The organism is Sphingomonas sp. IC-56, from assembly GCF_021043375.1.
Taxonomy (GTDB): Bacteria; Pseudomonadota; Alphaproteobacteria; order Sphingomonadales; family Sphingomonadaceae; genus Sphingomonas.
Genome location: NZ_JAJNDV010000011.1, coordinates 95,873 through 112,727, shown reverse-complemented (window position 1 = coordinate 112,727; position 16,855 = coordinate 95,873). Strand labels below are relative to the sequence as shown.

At 67.4% G+C, this 16,855-nt stretch carries 18 protein-coding genes; 6 read left to right on the top strand and 12 right to left on the bottom strand.

Translation table 11 applies throughout. The annotated features are described in order from the left end of the window. The 4 genes from LQ953_RS14450 to xseA all read right to left on the bottom strand — a co-directional run. On the bottom strand, positions 1-334 hold a 334-nt coding region (locus LQ953_RS14450), incomplete at its 3' end, for a carboxypeptidase-like regulatory domain-containing protein (protein WP_231031619.1). Positions 335-606: 272 nt separating this feature from the next. Then, positions 607-1,413 carry a M23 family metallopeptidase gene (locus LQ953_RS14445; RefSeq protein WP_231031617.1) on the bottom strand — a complete coding sequence of 269 codons (807 nt, stop codon included), beginning with the start codon at positions 1,411-1,413 and terminating at the stop codon, positions 607-609. Between the two features lie 7 nt (positions 1,414-1,420). Next, positions 1,421-1,618, bottom strand: a complete 198-nt coding sequence (locus LQ953_RS14440; RefSeq protein WP_231031616.1) for a DUF2093 domain-containing protein — start codon at positions 1,616-1,618, stop codon at positions 1,421-1,423. A 21-nt stretch (positions 1,619-1,639) separates the two neighbouring features. Further along, positions 1,640-3,019 carry an exodeoxyribonuclease VII large subunit gene (xseA, locus tag LQ953_RS14435; protein ID WP_231031613.1) on the bottom strand — a complete coding sequence of 460 codons (1,380 nt, stop codon included), beginning with the start codon at positions 3,017-3,019 and terminating at the stop codon, positions 1,640-1,642. On the opposite strand from xseA, the gene purD reads away from it, so the two are divergent. The 3 genes from purD to LQ953_RS14420 all read left to right on the top strand — a co-directional run bounded on the left by purD (position 3,018) and on the right by LQ953_RS14420 (position 8,211). After that, the gene (gene purD / locus LQ953_RS14430; protein WP_231031612.1) at positions 3,018-4,283 is read left to right on the top strand and encodes a phosphoribosylamine--glycine ligase; all 1,266 of its coding nucleotides are present in this window, start codon (positions 3,018-3,020) and stop codon (positions 4,281-4,283) included. The two genes, xseA and purD, sit on opposite strands and share 2 nt — an antisense overlap. A 178-nt stretch (positions 4,284-4,461) precedes the next feature. Beyond that, positions 4,462-5,241 carry an SDR family oxidoreductase gene (locus tag LQ953_RS14425; RefSeq protein WP_231031610.1) on the top strand — a complete coding sequence of 260 codons (780 nt, stop codon included), beginning with the start codon at positions 4,462-4,464 and terminating at the stop codon, positions 5,239-5,241. Positions 5,242-5,418: 177 nt separating this feature from the next. Then, positions 5,419-8,211 (top strand): TonB-dependent receptor plug domain-containing protein, encoded by a 2,793-nt coding sequence (locus LQ953_RS14420; RefSeq protein WP_231031608.1) that lies wholly within the window; start codon positions 5,419-5,421, stop codon positions 8,209-8,211. 36 nt (positions 8,212-8,247) lie between these two features. On the opposite strand, the gene LQ953_RS14415 is transcribed toward LQ953_RS14420, so the two are convergent. Continuing rightward, positions 8,248-9,597 carry a L,D-transpeptidase family protein gene (locus LQ953_RS14415; protein ID WP_231031607.1) on the bottom strand — a complete coding sequence of 450 codons (1,350 nt, stop codon included), beginning with the start codon at positions 9,595-9,597 and terminating at the stop codon, positions 8,248-8,250. Between the two features lie 10 nt (positions 9,598-9,607). Beyond that, positions 9,608-10,192, bottom strand: a complete 585-nt coding sequence (locus LQ953_RS14410; RefSeq protein ID WP_231031605.1) for a DUF4142 domain-containing protein — start codon at positions 10,190-10,192, stop codon at positions 9,608-9,610. A gap of 175 nt (positions 10,193-10,367) precedes the next feature. Here LQ953_RS14410 and LQ953_RS14405 point away from each other — a divergent pair, with 175 nt between their 5' ends. Next, complete coding sequence (locus LQ953_RS14405) at positions 10,368-11,117, top strand: hypothetical protein (protein ID WP_231031604.1); 750 nt, start codon at positions 10,368-10,370, stop codon at positions 11,115-11,117. Positions 11,118-11,156: 39 nt separating this feature from the next. On the opposite strand, the gene LQ953_RS14400 is transcribed toward LQ953_RS14405, so the two are convergent. Next, positions 11,157-12,455: a hemolysin family protein gene (locus LQ953_RS14400; RefSeq protein WP_231031603.1), complete on the bottom strand. Its 1,299-nt coding sequence runs from the start codon at positions 12,453-12,455 to the stop codon at positions 11,157-11,159. Positions 12,456-12,592: 137 nt separating this feature from the next. On the opposite strand from LQ953_RS14400, the gene LQ953_RS14395 reads away from it, so the two are divergent. Continuing rightward, a complete protein-coding gene (locus LQ953_RS14395; RefSeq protein WP_443026585.1) occupies positions 12,593-13,264 on the top strand; it encodes an OmpA family protein in 672 nt (223 codons plus the stop codon). Between the two features lie 42 nt (positions 13,265-13,306). Here LQ953_RS14395 and LQ953_RS14390 read toward each other — a convergent pair whose 3' ends face one another. From LQ953_RS14390 to LQ953_RS14380, 3 genes are read right to left on the bottom strand one after another with little or no spacing between them, the layout of a single operon-like run. After that, on the bottom strand, positions 13,307-13,735 hold the full coding sequence (locus tag LQ953_RS14390) for a nucleoside deaminase (protein WP_231031665.1): 429 nt from the start codon (positions 13,733-13,735) through the stop codon (positions 13,307-13,309). 59 nt (positions 13,736-13,794) lie between these two features. Further along, complete coding sequence (locus LQ953_RS14385; protein ID WP_330999442.1) at positions 13,795-13,986, bottom strand: YqaE/Pmp3 family membrane protein; 192 nt, start codon at positions 13,984-13,986, stop codon at positions 13,795-13,797. Beyond that, positions 13,983-14,246: a hypothetical protein gene (locus tag LQ953_RS14380; RefSeq protein WP_231031602.1), complete on the bottom strand. Its 264-nt coding sequence runs from the start codon at positions 14,244-14,246 to the stop codon at positions 13,983-13,985. Before LQ953_RS14380 ends, LQ953_RS14385 begins: the two co-directional genes overlap by 4 nt. A gap of 201 nt (positions 14,247-14,447) precedes the next feature. Between LQ953_RS14380 and rpmB the strand changes: the two genes are divergently transcribed. Beyond that, entirely contained in the window at positions 14,448-14,747 is a 300-nt protein-coding gene (gene rpmB / locus LQ953_RS14375) for a 50S ribosomal protein L28 (RefSeq protein WP_231031601.1), read from the top strand. A gap of 147 nt (positions 14,748-14,894) precedes the next feature. On the opposite strand, the gene LQ953_RS14370 is transcribed toward rpmB, so the two are convergent. Further along, positions 14,895-15,893 (bottom strand): esterase-like activity of phytase family protein, encoded by a 999-nt coding sequence (locus tag LQ953_RS14370; RefSeq protein WP_231031600.1) that lies wholly within the window; start codon positions 15,891-15,893, stop codon positions 14,895-14,897. Between the two features lie 230 nt (positions 15,894-16,123). Next, the gene (gene phbB, locus LQ953_RS14365) at positions 16,124-16,846 is read right to left on the bottom strand and encodes an acetoacetyl-CoA reductase (protein ID WP_231031599.1); all 723 of its coding nucleotides are present in this window, start codon (positions 16,844-16,846) and stop codon (positions 16,124-16,126) included. Positions 16,847-16,855: the final 9 nt, after the last annotated feature.

Sequence of the window (16,855 nt, the reverse complement as noted above, 5' to 3'; positions counted from 1 at the left end):
TGACGGAAACCGACGACGTGACAGGTTCAAAATTGGGAACGGTTACAACCGCGGTGTAATCACCGACCGGCAGCGACTGGATACGGAACGATCCCTCGGCGTTCAGCGTGGCCGTGCGCGTGAAGCCCTGCGCGTCCGAGGTGATGGTGATCGTACCCTCGGTCGCGCGGGTGCCCTCAGCCGTTTCAACCGAGCCGACCAGAGCGCCGGTGGTGAAATCCTGCGCTGCGGCGGGAGCCGCCATCACCGCACTGACGCCGAGACCCATGCTGCACAGAGCAAGTGCTTGCAGCGCAGTTCCGGCGCGCAGCTTTGTAGATGCGTTTTTCGTCATGCGTTTCCCTCTTTTTCCGATGGGTGTGTTTTGCACATCCTCATCGGCTGTCTCCACTACTTCCGATCCTGCGCACGCAAGCGCGACCGAAGCATGACAAATGGATGAAACGCCGTTCAGCCTGTGTAAAGCCTCACTTTAGAGGAAAACCAGCTTTCGCTTCTTTGTGTATCTTTAATGACACGTTTGCACGCCACGAATAGCCGAAAATCGGGTCGCGTGCGTAACTATGTTGCAGCGCGAATTCGCACTGCCGAATTATTCAGCAGCGATCATCGGCCCACGACCAGCAGCGGATCGATGCGGGCGTCGCCCCATTTCATGCCCCAGTGGAGGTGGGCGCCGGTGGCGCGGCCCGTTGCGCCAACGGCGCCGATCGGCTGGCCGCGGCGGACTCGGTCGCCGGGGCGCACGTCGATGCGCGAGAGGTGGAGGAAGGCGCTGTTGAGGCCCATGCCGTGGTCGATCATCAGCAGATTGCCCTCCAGCGTGAAGGGGTGGTCGGTCGCCAGGATCACCACGCCGTCGGCGGGGGCGACGATCGGGGTGCCGGTGGCGCGGGCGATGTCGATGCCCGAGTGGAACGCGCCGGGTTCGCCGGCATAGATGCGCTGCGAGCCGAACAGCGTCGAGATGCGGCCCGTCGTGGGCCAGAGGAATTGCTGGCGCCAGCCTTGCGCGTCGCTTTGCAGCGTGCGGGCGGCGCGGATCTGGGCAAGCTCGCCGGGGCGGACCCGCTCGAACTCGGGCTGGGGCACCGGATATTTGGGCAGGCGGTTTAGGCGCGAGATGTTCCAGGCGCGCGGAGTGATCGTCAGCTGCTGCGTGACTTCGCTGCCATCGGTCAGGCGGGCGACGAGCGTCGCGACCGGGGCGGCGTCGCGGTCGAAGGCGATCACGAAACGACGATCTGGCGCGATGGCGACGGGTCGGCCGTCCAGCGTCAGCGTGCGCGTGCCCTGGGGCGCGGTGCCGAGCGCCAGCCCGCCCTGGGTCAGCGTCGCGGGCAGGCCGAACGGGCTTGCCGCCTGCGGCGAGGCGGCGGCGGTGAGGACCAGCGCCGCGAGCGAAGCGATCACCCCCGGCTCAACCTGCCATCGCGCGCGTGGCGTGCTGGGCCGTGGCATAGGCCTGTTGCTGCGCCACGCTCCAATAGCGCAGTTCGTCGAGGGGGATATGCTCGCCGCTGACCGCGCAGGGAACATAGTCGCCCCGGGTCAGCACGCGAAAGCTGTTGGCAAGATAATGGAGGCGCGCGGCGCGATCGGAATTGGACATCAGCATCGGGCAGGCTCCGGGTTGGGGTCAGAGCAGGCTGGGCTGCTCGGGCTTGGGCGCAGTGTAGGATTTGCCGCCGCTGCGCTCAACCCGCGCATCGACCGGGCCGTCCTGGAAGTGGAGCGTCACGGCCTGGGCGGCGCGCGCGCCCTCGGCCGTGCCGATCACCTTGCCGCTGCCGCGGGCTTCCACCCAGGCATAGCCCTTTTTGAGCGGCAGCTCGGGGTGGACGAGTTCCAGATGGCGGGCGATGCCCGACAGCCGCTCGGTCGCGGCGCGCAGGCGCTGGTCGAGCATTGCGGGGCGAAGCGCGCCGGCCGAACGGTCGAGCTGTGAGCGGGCGACGGTGACGCGGCGCTCCAGCGCACGGTCGAGGCGGGCGCCGAGATCGTCCATGCGCTGGCGCTGCGGGCCGAGCAGCGCGTCGCGGCGCGGGAGTACGCGAACCAGCGCGGCGAGGCGCTCGCCGGCGCGCTCATGGTAGCGGCGGACGCAGCGATCTGTGCGGTGGGCGAGCGTCGACACGGTGTGGCGGACGTCCGCCAGCACCGGAACGGCCATCTCGGCGGCGGCGGTGGGCGTCGGCGCGCGCAGGTCGGCGGCATAATCGCAGAGACTCGTATCCGTTTCGTGCCCGACCGCCGAGATAACGGGAATTGTGCAGTCGGCGACCGCGCGGACCACCACTTCCTCGTTGAAGGCCCACAAATCCTCGATCGAGCCGCCGCCGCGCGCGACGATCAGCAGGTCCGGGCGGCGCACCGGGCCGTCGGCGGGCATCGCGTCGAAGCCACGTACGGCGCGCGCGACTTCGGCGGCTGCGCCCTCCCCCTGCACCTTGACCGGCCAGACCAGCACATGGCTGGGGAAGCGGTCGGCGAGGCGGTGGAGGATGTCGCGGATGACGGCGCCGGTGGGCGAAGTGATCACGCCGATGGTGCGCGGCATGTACGGGAGCGGCTTCTTGGTCTCGCGGTCGAACAGCCCCTCGCCCGCCAGCTTGGCCTTCAGCTTCTCGAACAGCGCCATCAGCGCGCCTTCGCCGGCAAGCTCCAGCCGCTCGATCACGACCTGGTATTTGGAGCGACCGGGATAGGTGGTGAGCTTGCCGGTGGCGACGACTTCCAGCCCATCCTGCGCGGCGAAGGGGATGGTGGCGGCGGCACCGCGCCACATCACGCCGTCGATCACGGCGTCGGCATCCTTAAGGCAGAGATAGGCATGGCCCGAGGCAGCGCGTTTCCATCCCGAAATCTCGCCGCGCAGGCGGACATGGCCGAACTCGCCCTCGACCACGCGCTTCAAGCGCTGCGAGAGTTCGGACACGCTCATGGCCGGTGCGTTGTCCCCGGCGACCGGCTCGGCTACGAGCCGCCCGAATGACGTATCAACAAAGGGGTCGGGCATGAACGTCCTGCTATTGGGATCGGGGGGCCGCGAACATGCGCTCGCCTGGAAGCTGGCACAGTCGCCACTCCTGGAAAAGCTATACGCCGCGCCGGGCAATCCGGGAATAGCGCAGCACGCATCGCTGGTCGACATTTCGGTCGGCGATCAGCGCGCGATCATCGATTTCTGCCTGCGCAATTCGATCGGCTTCGTGGTGATCGGGCCCGAAGCGCCGCTGGTCGACGGACTGGCCGACAATCTGCGCACCATGGGCATCGGCGTGTTCGGACCGAGCAAGGCGGCAGCCCAGTTGGAGGGGTCGAAGGGCTTCACCAAGGATTTGTGCAAGCGCGAGAAGATCCCCACCGCAGGCTATGTGCGGGTGCAGTCGCGTGATGGCGCGCTCGCCAGCCTGGAGGATTTCCCGCTGCCGGTGGTGATCAAGGCCGATGGCCTGGCCGCGGGCAAGGGCGTGACGGTCGCGTTCAGCCGCGAGGAGGCCGAGGAAGCGGTGCGCGGCATCTTCGCGGTGCCGGGCGGCAGCGCGGTGATCGAGGAGTTCCTCGACGGTGAGGAAGCTAGCCTGTTCGTGCTGACCGACGGCACGCACCTGATGCCGTTCGGATCGGCGCAGGACCACAAGCGTGTAGGCGACGGCGACACCGGCCCGAACACCGGCGGCATGGGCGCATACAGCCCGGCCCGGGTGCTGACTCCGGCGCTGGAGCAACAGGCGATCGACGAGATCGTACGGCCGACGGTGGAAGCGCTGGCGCGGATGGGTTCGCCCTATTGCGGGGTGCTCTATGCCGGGCTGATGCTCACCAAGCAGGGGCCCAAGCTGATCGAGTATAATGCGCGCTTCGGCGACCCCGAAGCCCAGGTGCTGATGATGCGGCTGGAGGACGATCTGCTCGAGCTGATGGTCGCCGCGGCCAAGGGCGAACTGGGCGACCGCCCTGCCCCGCGCTTTTCGGACGCAACTGCGCTGAGCGTAGTGATCGCGGCGAAGGGCTATCCAGGGACGCCCGAGACCGGCGGCGCGATCGGCGGGATCGCAGCGGCGGAGGCAACTGGCGCGCGCGTGTTCCAGGCGGGAACCCGGATGGACGGCGCGCAGCTGGTGGCGAGCGGTGGGCGCGTGCTCAATGTGACGGCGACCGGCGCCACCGTGGCGGAAGCGCAGGCGGGGGCGTATCGCGCGGTGGATGCGCTGGACTTCCCCAGCGGCTTTTGCCGGCGCGACATCGGCTGGCGTGAGGTGGCGCGCGAGCAGGGTTGAGGCGGGCGCGCCTGGCCGGTAGACGCGTACGTCTTGCCGGCCGGGCGAAGCCCCATAGCTATGAAGCCCCATAGCTATACGGCGAAGGAGTTCTCGAAATGATCCAGCGTCACCGCTGAAGCGGCACGACATCCACGGCGGAGCGATCCGCGCACTGGACTCCTGTTTCGAGAACATCATGCAAAGACTGAACAACAAGACGTGCGTCGTTACCGGCGCGGCGCGTGGCATCGGCCGTGCCATTGCTGTGCGCTTCCATGCCGAAGGCGGCATCGTCATCCTGACAGATGTGGATCAAGCGGCGGGCGCTGAAGCGGCCGAAGCGATCGGGTGCCGCTTCGAGCCGCTCGATGTCGCGAACGAGGCCGATTGGGCGCGCCTGGCCGAGCGGGTTCCGGCAGCCGATGTGGTGGTCAACAATGCCGGTGTTACCGGCTTCGAGACCGGCATGGTGGCGCACGACCCCGAACATGCCAGCCTGGATGACTGGCGGGCGGTACACCGCGTCAATCTGGACGGGACCTTCCTGGGCTGCCGTTACGCGATCGGCGCGATGAAGGGGCGCGGGACCGGATCGATCATCAACATATCCTCACGCTCGGGGTTGGTGGGCATCCCGCTTGCCGCCGCTTACGCCGCTTCCAAGGCTGCGATCCGCAACCACAGCAAGACCGTCGCCCTCTATTGCGCGCAGCAAGGCTGGCAGATCCGCTGCAACTCGATCCATCCAGCGGCGATCCTGACGCCGATGTGGGACCCGATGCTGGGCACCGGCCCAGAGCGAGAGGCGCGGATGAAGGCAGTGGTGGCGGACACGCCGTTGCAGCGATTCGGTTTGCCCGAAGAGGTGGCGGCGCTTGCCGTCACGCTGGCCTCGGATGAGGCGACCTATGTCACGGGCACCGAGATCAACATCGACGGAGGATTGCTCGCGGGCTCCGCCGCAGCACCCGGCTGACCGCTCGCGCGACCGCCATGCTCAAGACCCAGAGGATGGCGGTCGCGCAGGATCGTTGCATTACGGCCACAGCTTCCGTAATTTCGTTGCGCCGCATCAATGTGTCTCTTTCGTTGCAGAATGTCTCGGGCATGATGGTCCTTCCGGGGAGGGGGCTCCCCGACGGGAGGAACGTTCATGCGCCGTTCGATCACCACGCTGCTTTCGCTCACCGCTTCCACCTTGGCCTTCGCCGCTTCGGCGCAGGCCCAAACCGCGGCGACGCCGCCGGTGTCTGACCCGGTGGAGGGGGCGACGCCGCAGGACGCGGTGCCCGACGACGATCCCGCCAACACCGTGGTCGTCACCGGCACCCGCGCCGCGAACCGCACCGTGGCGGACAGCCCGGTGCCGATCGACGTGATCTCGTCCGAAGCGCTGCAAAGCTCGGGCTTGGGCGAGGTCAACAAGATCCTCAACAACCTGGTGCCCTCTTTCAACTTCCCCCAGCCATCGATCACCGACGGCACCGACGTGATCCGCCCGGCGTCGCTGCGCGGCCTGGCACCAGACCAGACGCTGGTGCTGGTGAACGGCAAGCGGCGCCACGTTTCGGCGCTGCTCAACGTCAACGGATCGGTCGGGCGCGGTTCGGCGGCGGTAGACCTTAATACCATCCCGTCGCTGGCGATCGACCGCATCGAAGTGCTGCGCGATGGTGCGTCCTCGCAATATGGCTCGGATGCGATCGCCGGCGTGATCAACGTCCAGCTCAAGCGCGCCAATCATGGCGGGCGGGCGCAGGTCAGCTACGGCAAATATGTCACCACCATGGAAGGCGTACCCAATGTCACCGGGCTGCTGCTGACCGGCGGCCAGCCGACATTCGACCCCGCCGACACGCGCATCCTGGCTGCGTCGCGGAACGGCGAGCGCAAGGCGAACGACGGCGACCTGTGGACGCTGGGCTTCAACATCGGCCTGCCGATCGGGGCCGAGGGCTATGTGAACCTGACCACCGAATATCGCGACCGGCAGAACACCAACCGCGCCGGGTTCGACCTGCGCCCCAACTACAACCGCCCCGGCGCCGCGTTCGACGCGCGCGAGATCGGCTTCAACCGGCTGAACTTCCAATATGGCGATCCGCAGACCGAGGACGTCAACGTCTTCGTCAACGCCGGGGTGCCGCTGGGCACGTTCGAGCTCTATGCCTTTGGCTCCTATTCCACCCGGGACGGGTTGAGCGCCGCGAACTTCCGCCAATCGTCCTCGGCGAACAACCGCGACTGGTCGACGATCACCCCGGCGACCACGCCGAACGCGGGCAATTTCGTGCCGCTGCGTCCCGATGGTTTCCTGCCCTTCATTCACTCGAAGCTGGAGGATTACTCCGCGGCGATCGGCATCCGCGGCGATGTCGGCGGCTGGTCGACGGACCTGTCGGTGGTCTATGGCCACAACCAGTTCGATTACCGGACCGAGAACAGCCTCAACACCTCCTACGGCCCCCAGTCGCTCAGCAACTTCGATTCGGGCGGGCTGGCGTTCGGGCAGCTGACCGCCAATCTCGACGTGAGCCATGAGTTCGAGCTTGGTCTGGCCAAGCCGCTGACCTTCGCGCTGGGCGCCGAGTACCGTAAGGACGACTTCAACATCCGCCCGGGCGAGACCCAGTCCTACGCGATCGGACCCTTTTTCCGCGCGGCGTTCGCGACCACTGCGGCGAACTGCGCGACGCAGGGCGGCGTCTATGCCGCAGCGACGGGCATCTGCAGCTTCCCCGGGCTCGGGGCGCTGGTCGGCGCGCAGGGCTTCCCGGGCTTCCCCGAATCGGCGGCGACCGATGTCAGTCGGCACAGCTATGCCGGCTATGTCGAACTGGACACCGACCTGTTCGACGGGTTCACGGTGACCGCGGCCGGGCGCTACGAGCATTTCTCAGACTTCGGCGAAACGTTGAACGGCAAGCTGGCCGCCCGGTACGAATTCACCCAAGGCTTTGCGGTGCGCGGATCGGTGTCGAACGGCTTCCGCGCGCCATCGCTGCACCAGCAATATTTCACCACCACCTCGACGAACTTCATCGGCGGCGTGCCGGTGGAGATCAGCACCCAGCCCGTCACGAGTCCTGTGGCGCAGGCATTGGGCGCGCGCGAGCTGGAGCCGGAAAAGTCGTTCAACTGGACCGCGGGCGCGACGCTGAACCCGTTCCGCGGCTTCAACCTGACCGCGGACTACTACCACATCAAGATCGACGACCGGGTGGTGCTGACCGAAAATCTGGGCGCGGCTGGCAGCGGCACCGCAGCGGTGAATGCGGCGGTGAAGGCGATCCTGGACGCCAATGGCTTCCAGTCGGTGGGCGCGGCCCGCTTCTTCATCAACGGGCTCGACACCACCACCGAAGGTGTCGACGTGGTCGGCACCTATCGCTTCGGGGTGGAGGGCCTGGGCAACTGGTCGCTGTCGGCGGCGTATAACCGCAACACCAACAAGATCACCCGGCGCATCAGCGACCTGGGCCCGCTGGCGCAGATCCCCGGGCTGATCCTGTTCGGGCGTGTGGAGGGGATCCGCTTCACCAACGGCCAGCCTAAGGACAAGGTCGTGCTGAGCGCCGATGGGTCGCTCGGCGCGTTCGGCATCACCGCCCGGTCCACGCGCTATGGCCAGGTGATCGCGCCCGGCGCGGCGACGCCGCTTACCGCGCCGACCAGCCTTACCGCTTATGGTCCGGACGACCTGTTCCTGGAGCCGAAATGGGTGACCGACCTGGAAGTGCGTGTGACGCTGAAGGAACACGCGACCTTCGCGTTCGGCGCCAACAACCTGTTCGACGTGTACCCGACCGCGCGGCCGACGGGCGCACGGCCGAGTGGTGTCGGCGGCTTCTATCCGGTCGACGCCTATTACCAGCCCTATAGCGGCTTCTCGCCCTTCGGGTTCAACGGGCGGTTCCTGTACGGGCGTTTCTCGACGCAGTTTTGACCGGGGCGCCTCCCTTGCGGGCAACGCAAGGGAGGGTCAGCGGCTGGCGAGCTGGACGCCGTCGCGGTTATAGACGTCGTCGCGCAGGACCAGCCGCCCGCCTTCGACGCCGGTGGTCAGGTAGGTGATGTAGACCGGCACCGGATCGGGCAGATCCACGCGGCGCTCGGGCTTGCCGGTGCCCATCGGCACGGGCTTGCCGAACAGCCAGCGGGCGAGACGCGGCGCATCCTCCAGCCGGACGCATCCGGCGCTGAACATGCGCGAATCTTCCTTGAGCAGCGTCTTCTGCGGCGTGTCGTGCAGGTAGATGCCCAGCTTGTTGGGGAACATGAACTTGACGCGGCCCATCGCATTGCTCGGTCCGGGCAGCTGGCGGACGCGCAGCTGCTGGGCGTTGCTGGCGACCGCGTTCCAGTCGACCTGGGTAGGCGGCACCACCGTGGCATCGTCCGACCAGTCGGACAGGACCTGATACCCCTTGGCCTTGAGATAGGGCACGCCGTCCTGGAGCACATTGGGTGCGACCCGCTCGGCCACCAGGTCGGGCGGCACGTTCCAATAGGGGTTCACGCTGGCATAGCGGATCAGCGCCGCCATCATCGGCGTCTGCTGGTCGGGACGGCCGACCACCACCTTCATGGTGCCGGCGACGCGGCCTTTCTCGTACATCCACAGCCGGGCAGCCGCGACATCCACCAGGACGTAGCGGTCGCCCATCTTCGTCGGCAGCGCCCGGGCGCGGTCGAGATTGAGGCGGACGAGGCGCATATCGGCCTCGGGCGAGTCACCATTATATTCGGCCGCCGCGGCGTTGCGCAGGCGGGCATAGACCGGGTTCATCCAGCCGACCGATTCGAGGTGTTCGCGCAAGGAAGGCGCACGCGCAGCCTGGCTCAGCAGGGTGTCGGCAGTGGTGCGTTGCGGCGCGAGCTCGGCGTCGTTGTACAGCATGCCGACGTCGCGGGGCCGCTGCATGTCGCGGGCAAGCGTCACAAAGGCGCGGGACAACAGCATCTCGGCCCTGGCAAGGTCGCGCGGAGACCCGCTCATTGCGCGGTCGAGCGCCTTGGCGATGGTGCGTGGGCGATAGGTATCGGGATCGAGGCCGTCGAGATCGGCAGTCTCGATCAGGGTCAGCAGCGTCGCGGCTTCCGGGCCGACCATGTCGTCGCGGATCCACAGCGGCTCATAGGCGCGAGCGCGGTAGAAGCTGCGGATCTCACGCGATCCGGAGTCCGCGCCCTCCATTGCGTCGATCAGCGCGGGCGAGGTCTGCGCGGCGGCCGAAGATGGCGCCAGCGGAACCGCGGCGGCAAGGAGGATGGCCAGGAAAGGTGCGCGCACCCGGATGGACCGGGCGCGCGCGAAGTTGGTGTTGGTCATGTTTGGACCTTTAACGGCCCCGCTCGCCCGCGCCGGCCGGAGCGGGCATGGGTGCCGGCGCCGGTGCATAGTCGGGAAGCATCTGTGCCTGGTCGAGATGGCTCTGGATGATCGGCACGGTGCGCGAGGCGGCCATGCGGAACGGCTCCATGTCACCCTGCGACGCGTAATTCTGATGCAGCATCAGTGCCTGCTGGTGGGCGGCGATCTGCTCACGCTTGTAGGCGGCGTCGAAATCCATCGGGCCGGCCGACTGCAGGCGCGCCATGGCGTCCATGTGCGGCGGCAGCATCTGCGGCGGCGGCGGGTTCATGCCGGTCTGGCGGGCGACGGCCATCAGGTCCGCGGTGGTGCGGGTGTGATGGTCGATCATCATCTGCGCGAATTGGCGAACCTGCGGGTTCTGCGAGCGCTGCAGCGCGAGGCGGCTCGATTCGATTTCGAAGAGGTCGCTGCTCGCAGCCATGGACATATAGCCCGGCGCGCTCAGCGGCGACATCGGATCCGCCGCAGCCACGGGCTCATCGACATCGTTGGTGGACGTACATCCGGCTAGCATTATTGCGGCACCCGCCGCGACCAGAAGGGCTTTCATCTAAAATCTCCCTGCGTTCCCACCCGCGGCCTGACTACGCGCTCAAAACGGGGTGGTTCCACCTCAGCAACAGAATCAAACAAGCGCGCCCGCGACGAACGGAGGCGCTGGACGGGCTCTTTTGGGCCGCTATGCAGTTGTGACGCTACGGAATTGCTTGAGCCTGGAGGGGCATGTGAACGAACAAATGGCTTCGCCGACGCCGGCGTCGATCCTGAACGCGGGGCAGGACTGGCTGACGCTGCCGTTCGTGCTGATCGGGCTGGGGATTGTCCTGGCGCTGCTGATCCTGTGGTGGGGCGCGCGGCTGGCGTCGCGACGGCGGCAGGGCCGCGAAGAACTGGAGGAGCGCGGCGAAACGCATTATGCCGGCAGCCCGGCGCCGGCCCCACCCGCGCAGCCGCCCGTCGCCCCTTCCCCGCCGCCCATCGACGACACCGGCCTGCCGGCAAGTCCGCCCGTGGCGGAGCCCGTGCGCGACCCCGCCCCGGCGCCGCAGGGGCAGCCGCCGGTTGCCTCCGGCCCGCCTCCGATCACAGCGGCAGAGCTGCCGGCGAGCCCGCCTGCCGCAGAGCCCGTGCGCGAGCCGGCGCCCCTGGCCGACGAGCCGATCGCAGCGGCAGCCGCAATGGACGCCTCGCCCGCAAGCGTCGCCGCATCGGGTCCGGCGCCGGTGTCGAGCGACGATGCGGACGATTTCACCCGCATGAAGGGCGTCGGGCCCAAGCTGGCCGAGCGGCTGCGCGCGCTGGGCATCACCCGGTTCGCGCAGATCGCCGCGCTTACCTCGAGCGAAGCAGCGGCGCTGGATGCGCAGCTCGGCACCTTTCAGGGCCGGTTGCAGCGGGACCGCTGGATCGAACAGGCCGGGTTCCTGGCGGCGGGCGACACCGCCGGCTATGAGGCGCAGTTCGGCCGGTTATAAGCCGCCGACGGAGCGTAACGCGCGGCTCCGGCCGCGCCGTCAGTCTTCCTGACGGACCAGCAGCTTGTCGATCTTGCGGCCGTCCATGTCGACGACTTCGAAGATCCAGCCCTGCTCGGTGAAGGTCTCACCTTCCTGCGGCAGGTGCTTGAGGATCGCGAGCGCGAGGCCGGCGACGGTGGCATAGTCGCGGTCCTCAGGCAGCTCGAGGCCGATGCGTTCGGCCAGCGCGTCCGCCGGCATCTGCCCCGAGACCAGATAGGAGCCGTCCTCGCGCACGATCAGGTTCGGGTGCTCGCCGGGCTCCGCGTCCGACGCGAACTCGCCAGCGATCGCCGCGAGCAGGTTGGCCGGCGTGACGATGCCTTCGAAATGGCCATACTCGTCATGGACGAAGCCCATGGGAACCTCGGCACGGCGCAGGGCACCCAAGGCGTCCATCGCATCGACCTGGTCGGGAAGCACCGGCGCGGGGCGCATCAGTCGGCGCAGATCGAGCGCCTCGCCCCGGAACAGCGCGGCGGCGATGTCGCGCGCCTGCACGACGCCGATCACCGAGTCGATCGACCCTTCCGCGACGGGAAGGCGGGTGTGCGGCGTCTGCAACAGCGCCTCGCGGATGCCGGCCGCGTCGAGATCGACGTCGAGCCAGTCAACATCGGTACGCGGCGTCATCACTTCGCGAACCGGGCGGTCGGCCAGTCGGACCACGCCCGAGATGATCGAACGCTCATGTTCCTCGATCACGCCGGATTTAGAGGCTTCGGCGACGAGCAGGTGAAGCTCCTCGGCCGTGACGCGGTTCTCCGATTCGCGCTTGAGGCCGATCAGGCGGAACACCAGCGCGCTGGAGCGGTCGAGCAGCCACACGACCGGCGCAGTGATGCGGCTGAGCCACAGCATCGGCAGCGCCATGACGGCGGCAATCGGCTCGGGCGAGCGCAGCGCGAACTGCTTGGGCACCAGCTCGCCGACGATCAGCGAGGCATAGGTGGTGATGGCGATCACCAGCGCGATGCCGGCGGTTTGCGCCGTCTCTGCGTCCAGCCCGAGCAGCCCCTGGAGCCGCTGCGCCACCGGCGTGCCGAGGCTGGAGCCGGAATAGGCGCCCGCGACGATGCCGATCAACGTGATGCCGATCTGCACGGTGGAAAGGAACTTGCCGGGGTCAGCCGCCAGGCGGATCGCCGTGGCTGCGCCCTTGCTGGTACGCGCCATCCCCTCCAGCCGCGCCGGGCGGGCGGATACGATCGCCAGCTCCGACATCGAGAAAATGCCATTAATGGCGATCAGCACGAGGATGATCGCGACGTCGATCCAGGGAAAGGGGGCGTCCATGATGTGCGGACGCCATACAGGCAGAGTCGGGGGCTTCACAACAAACTTGTAGCGGTCTTGCTGGTTGTGATGCCGGAACAAGCGCCGCGAGCGGCGGGTTGGACGAAGATCCAAGCGAAACAAAAAGGAATGCAGGAATGATGCGCAAGGCATGGCTGATGGCTGGACTCGCGGCCGCAACGCTGACGACGGGCTGTGTGACCGATCCCGTCACAGGCGAGCGGCGCGTGTCCAAGGCGGCGATCGGCGGCGGCGTGGGCGCGGTCGGCGGCTATCTGTTGGGCGACCTGGTCGGCGGGCGGCGGGACCGTACCGAAAAGATCCTGGGCGCCGGCATCGGTGCGCTCGCGGGTGCCGGCATCGGCGCATATATGGACCGCCAGGAGCAGGAACTGCGCCGCCGCACCGCGGGCACCGACGTACAGGTTATCCGCCAGGGCGACGATCTGGTGCTCAGCATGCCCTCTGGCATCACCTTCGCCACCAACCAGGCGAGCGTCCAGCCGCAGTTCCGACCGACGCTCGATCAGGTCGCCGATGTGCTGCGCGAATATCGCCAGACCTATGTCGATGTGTACGGGCACACCGATTCGACCGGCAGCGATGCTTATAATCTGACGCTGTCGGAACGGCGTGCGACCGCAGTCGCCGATTACCTGGCCGGGCGCGGCGTCGAGACTGCACGCCTGGCGACCCGCGGCTTTGGCGAGACCCAGCCGATCGCCAGCAACGAAACCGAAGACGGCAAGGCCGCGAATCGGCGCGTCGAGATCAAGCTTGTCCCGGTGACGCAGGGCAATTTGGGCTGACGTTTCCCAATCCTCCTCTGAAAGGGGAGGATTGGTGCTCCACTACCGCCGCGCCCGGAAGAACGCTCGCAACAGCCCGCCGGCCTCGGCCTCACCAATGCCGGGATAGAGTTCGGGCCGGTGGTGACAGGTCGGCTGGGTGAAAAAGCGCGGGCCGTGCTCCACGGCGCCGCCCTTTGCGTCACCGGCGCCCCAATAGAGCCGCGCGATTCGGGCATGGGCGATCGCTCCGGCGCACATCGCACAGGGCTCCAGCGTCACCCACAGGTCGCAGTCCTCCAGCCGCTCGCGTCCAAAGATGCGTGCCGCCTCGCGGATGGCGAGCATTTCGGCATGCGCAGTGGGGTCATGCAGCGTGCGCGGCGCGTTGGCCGCTACCGCAATGACCCGGCCGTCCCGCACCACCGCCGCGCCAACCGGCACTTCGCCGCGCGTGGCGGCATCGGCAGCGGCGGCGAGCGCCAGGCGCATCGGTTCGGGCAAGGGAAACATGGCCCCGGCCTATCGCGCCTGGGCCCGCGCGTCACGCCTCAGGCTGTGACCGGACGCGGAGCCTCCCCGCGAAGCACGCTCCACAGCGCGAACGCCATGCCGGGCAGATAGCCGAGCACCGTCAGGCCACAGGCGATGGCGAAGTCACGGCCTGCGCCCCTCGCCAGGTACACGCCCAGCGGCGGCAACAGCACCGCCGCTGCGATTCGCCCCGGCGTCGCGCCGCTCACTGTGCCGGCACCGGCGTTGGCGCAGGAGCCGCTTCCGGCGCCTTTTGCACTTCAATGGTCGGCAGCGAGACCGTGGTGTTGCGCATCTCCACCGTGGGCACTTCCATCGTGCGGTTGCTGCTGCCGATCGCGACCTTGCCAGTTTCCGCCGACACGGTGGGCAGGCGCCCGCCATAGGCGTCCAGGCTGATCATGCCGGTGGCAAGCAGGCCCACCACGACCAAGGCCGCCAGCCCGAGCAGGACGAGGATCAAGCGCATGATTCAGGTTTCCTTTCAAATCGGCTGCGTAACCAACGCATGGCGCCCCGCCTGGTTGCCTGCGCCGCCCCACCGCCCTATTTGGACCTTATCGCATGGGGTGACAGGGCACCTTCATGCGGAGAATCGGTTGACGCCCCACCGCTTAGGCGGTACTGGCGCGGCCTTTCCGGCTTAGGCCGCAACTCAGGATCTGAAGCGATGTCGCGCATTTGCGAGCTGACCGGCAAGGGCCGGCAGGTGGGACACAACGTCTCCCACGCCAACAACAAGACCAAGCGTACCTTCCTGCCCAACCTGCAGAACGTGACGCTGATCTCCGATTCGCTGGGCCGCAGCATCCGCCTGCGCGTGTCGACCCACGGTCTGCGTTCGGTCGAGCATAACGGTGGCCTGGACAACTGGCTGCTTAAGACCCGCGACGAGGACCTCTCGCTGCGTGCACGCCGCCTGAAGCGCGAAGTGCGCAAGGCTGCGACCCAGACCGCCGAAGCGGCCTGAGTGGCGGGGCACCGAAAGGTGCCCTCCCCATTCGCCGGTGCCTGAGTGCACCGGAGGCGCACCCCCGCCCCTGCGGGAGTTTACGCGTTTGTGCCTCGGGCGCTCGCAGGAGCGGCCGGGGCTTTCGTCGTTGCGCGAGGGTTAGGCTCAGAGCGTAAGCTTGAACTTCAGCAGCAGCGACTGCTCCCAGATCTCGCCATTATCGTCCGACGCGATCCATATGATCGTGTCCGCCCCTTCCTGGCTGACCGCCAGCGCTTCGTAATTGTCGTGCAGCAGCGGCGGGGCGAGCGTGGCGAGTTCGCGGCCGCGCAGCACCTGTCCGGCGCGCAGGCGGCGCGGGTCGATCAGCGTCAGCTTGGCGGTGAACAGGTCGGGGATGGAGAAGCGCCGGTTGAGCACGAGCACGCGGCCGTCGGGCAGCTCGGCCATGTCGACCGGATCATAGCCCGCCGGCGGCACATACAGGAAGGACATCGGCTCCCGCCCCTTATCCGTGGGATCGCCGGCAAAATGCAGCCCGCGACGCGCAGCGGAATGCTCGTCGTCCTTGGGCCGGGCATCCTCGCTGATGACCAGGAAGCTGCCGTCGCGCCGCCGCAGCATCGCCTCTGGCCCTCCGCCGGTCGGCCAGTCGCGCATGGCCTTTGGCATGGCATGCGCCTCGGCACGGCTGAACGCGCCGTCGAAGCGCCAGATGGCGTTTGCCCATTCGAAACCGACCCAGACCTGACCGGTCGCAGGATCTGCGGTCATCGACTCCGCGTCGCGCTGGCGCTTTTCCCAGCCGGTCCCCGGCCCGCCGGGCAAGTCGGCGAACGACACCTCCCGCGGGCGCCAATCGGCTCCCATGCGAAACTGCACGAGGTTGCCATAGTCGCTGAGCAGAGTGAACCGGTCGCCCTGGATCAGCATCGCTGAAAAGCTGCCGAACACGGGATCATCGCTCGTCAGCCGCACCCCGCCCAGCCAGGTCAGCGCACCCACTTGCGTGCGTTCGGGATGGCCGGGGTCCAGCACCACCGGGTGCGCGGCCATGTTCGGGCGATCGCCCAGCATCTGGCGGATGCTCGCCGTCGAACTTGTCTGCGTGAACAGGGAAACCACGGCCAGGAGCGGAAGAACGCCACGCATCGGCGCGGTCATAGCCCTTTGCGCGGCCCGAGCCAGCGCTTTGAAGATGAACAGGAGATAACAGTTCTGTTCAGGAACGCGTCAATGCAACCAATCCATGGGTGGCGCATTGTTCGAACGAGCAGTTTCCCTCGCGTAGCGTATCGAGGGGATAGGGGTCGGTACCGATAGGCACCGGCCCCTTTTCCGTTGACCCTGCCGAGCGGCAGTAAGCGGGGATCGAACGACCCCCGCCCGCACCGTCAATACATGTGCTGCCCGCCATTGATCGACAGCGTCGATCCGGTCACGAACCCGGCCTCTTCCGAGCAGAGGAACGCGACGCCGCGGGCGATCTCGCTCGCTTGGCCCAGGCGCCCGACCGGGATCTTGGCGACGATCTTGTCCAACACATCGGCGGGAACCGCAGCCACCATGTCGGTGTCGATATAGCCCGGCGCGATTGCGTTCACGGTCACGCCGAACCGCGCGCCTTCCTGTGCAAGTGCTTTGGTAAAGCCATGAATGCCGGATTTGGCGGCGGCATAGTTCACCTGACCATATTGGCCCGCCTGGCCGTTAATCGACCCGATGTTGACGATGCGGCCCCATTTGCGCTGGCGCATGCCGGGGAACGCCGCATGCGCCATGTTGAAGCAGCCGCCCAGGTTGATGCGGATCACGTCCTCCCACATGTCGCGGTCCATCTTCAGGATGGTGCCATCGCGGGTGACGCCGGCATTGTTGACCACGATGTCGACCGGGCCGAGATCGGCGGCGACCTGCGCCACGCCCGCTGCACAGGCATCGAAATCGCCCACGTCCCAACGATAGGCCGCGATCCCGGTGCGCTCGGTAAAGGCCCGCGCCTTCTCCTCATTACCCGCATAATTCGCAGCAACGGTTACGCCCAGTTCGTTGAGCGCCAGGCTGATCGCCTCTCCGATGCCGCGCGTGCCGCCGGTTACGATTGCTACGCGTGCCATATCTGCATC

Bases quoted from the DNA above. Each gene is read 5' to 3' on its own strand.
- LQ953_RS14440 (WP_231031616.1), bottom strand. From the start codon at position 1,618: ATGCTGATGTCCAATTCCGATCGCGCCGCGCGCCTCCATTATCTTGCC.
- purD (WP_231031612.1), top strand. From the start codon at position 3,018: ATGAACGTCCTGCTATTGGGATCGGGGGGCCGCGAACATGCGCTCGCC.
- xseA (WP_231031613.1), bottom strand. From the start codon at position 3,019: ATGCCCGACCCCTTTGTTGATACGTCATTCGGGCGGCTCGTAGCCGAG.
- LQ953_RS14425 (WP_231031610.1), top strand. From the start codon at position 4,462: ATGCAAAGACTGAACAACAAGACGTGCGTCGTTACCGGCGCGGCGCGT.
- LQ953_RS14420 (WP_231031608.1), top strand. From the start codon at position 5,419: ATGCGCCGTTCGATCACCACGCTGCTTTCGCTCACCGCTTCCACCTTG.
- LQ953_RS14415 (WP_231031607.1), bottom strand. From the start codon at position 9,597: ATGACCAACACCAACTTCGCGCGCGCCCGGTCCATCCGGGTGCGCGCA.
- LQ953_RS14410 (WP_231031605.1), bottom strand. From the start codon at position 10,192: ATGAAAGCCCTTCTGGTCGCGGCGGGTGCCGCAATAATGCTAGCCGGA.
- LQ953_RS14400 (WP_231031603.1), bottom strand. From the start codon at position 12,455: ATGGACGCCCCCTTTCCCTGGATCGACGTCGCGATCATCCTCGTGCTG.
- LQ953_RS14395 (WP_443026585.1), top strand. From the start codon at position 12,593: ATGATGCGCAAGGCATGGCTGATGGCTGGACTCGCGGCCGCAACGCTG.
- LQ953_RS14390 (WP_231031665.1), bottom strand. From the start codon at position 13,735: ATGCGCCTGGCGCTCGCCGCCGCTGCCGATGCCGCCACGCGCGGCGAA.
- LQ953_RS14380 (WP_231031602.1), bottom strand. From the start codon at position 14,246: ATGCGCTTGATCCTCGTCCTGCTCGGGCTGGCGGCCTTGGTCGTGGTG.
- rpmB (WP_231031601.1), top strand. From the start codon at position 14,448: ATGTCGCGCATTTGCGAGCTGACCGGCAAGGGCCGGCAGGTGGGACAC.
- LQ953_RS14370 (WP_231031600.1), bottom strand. From the start codon at position 15,893: ATGACCGCGCCGATGCGTGGCGTTCTTCCGCTCCTGGCCGTGGTTTCC.
- phbB (WP_231031599.1), bottom strand. From the start codon at position 16,846: ATGGCACGCGTAGCAATCGTAACCGGCGGCACGCGCGGCATCGGAGAG.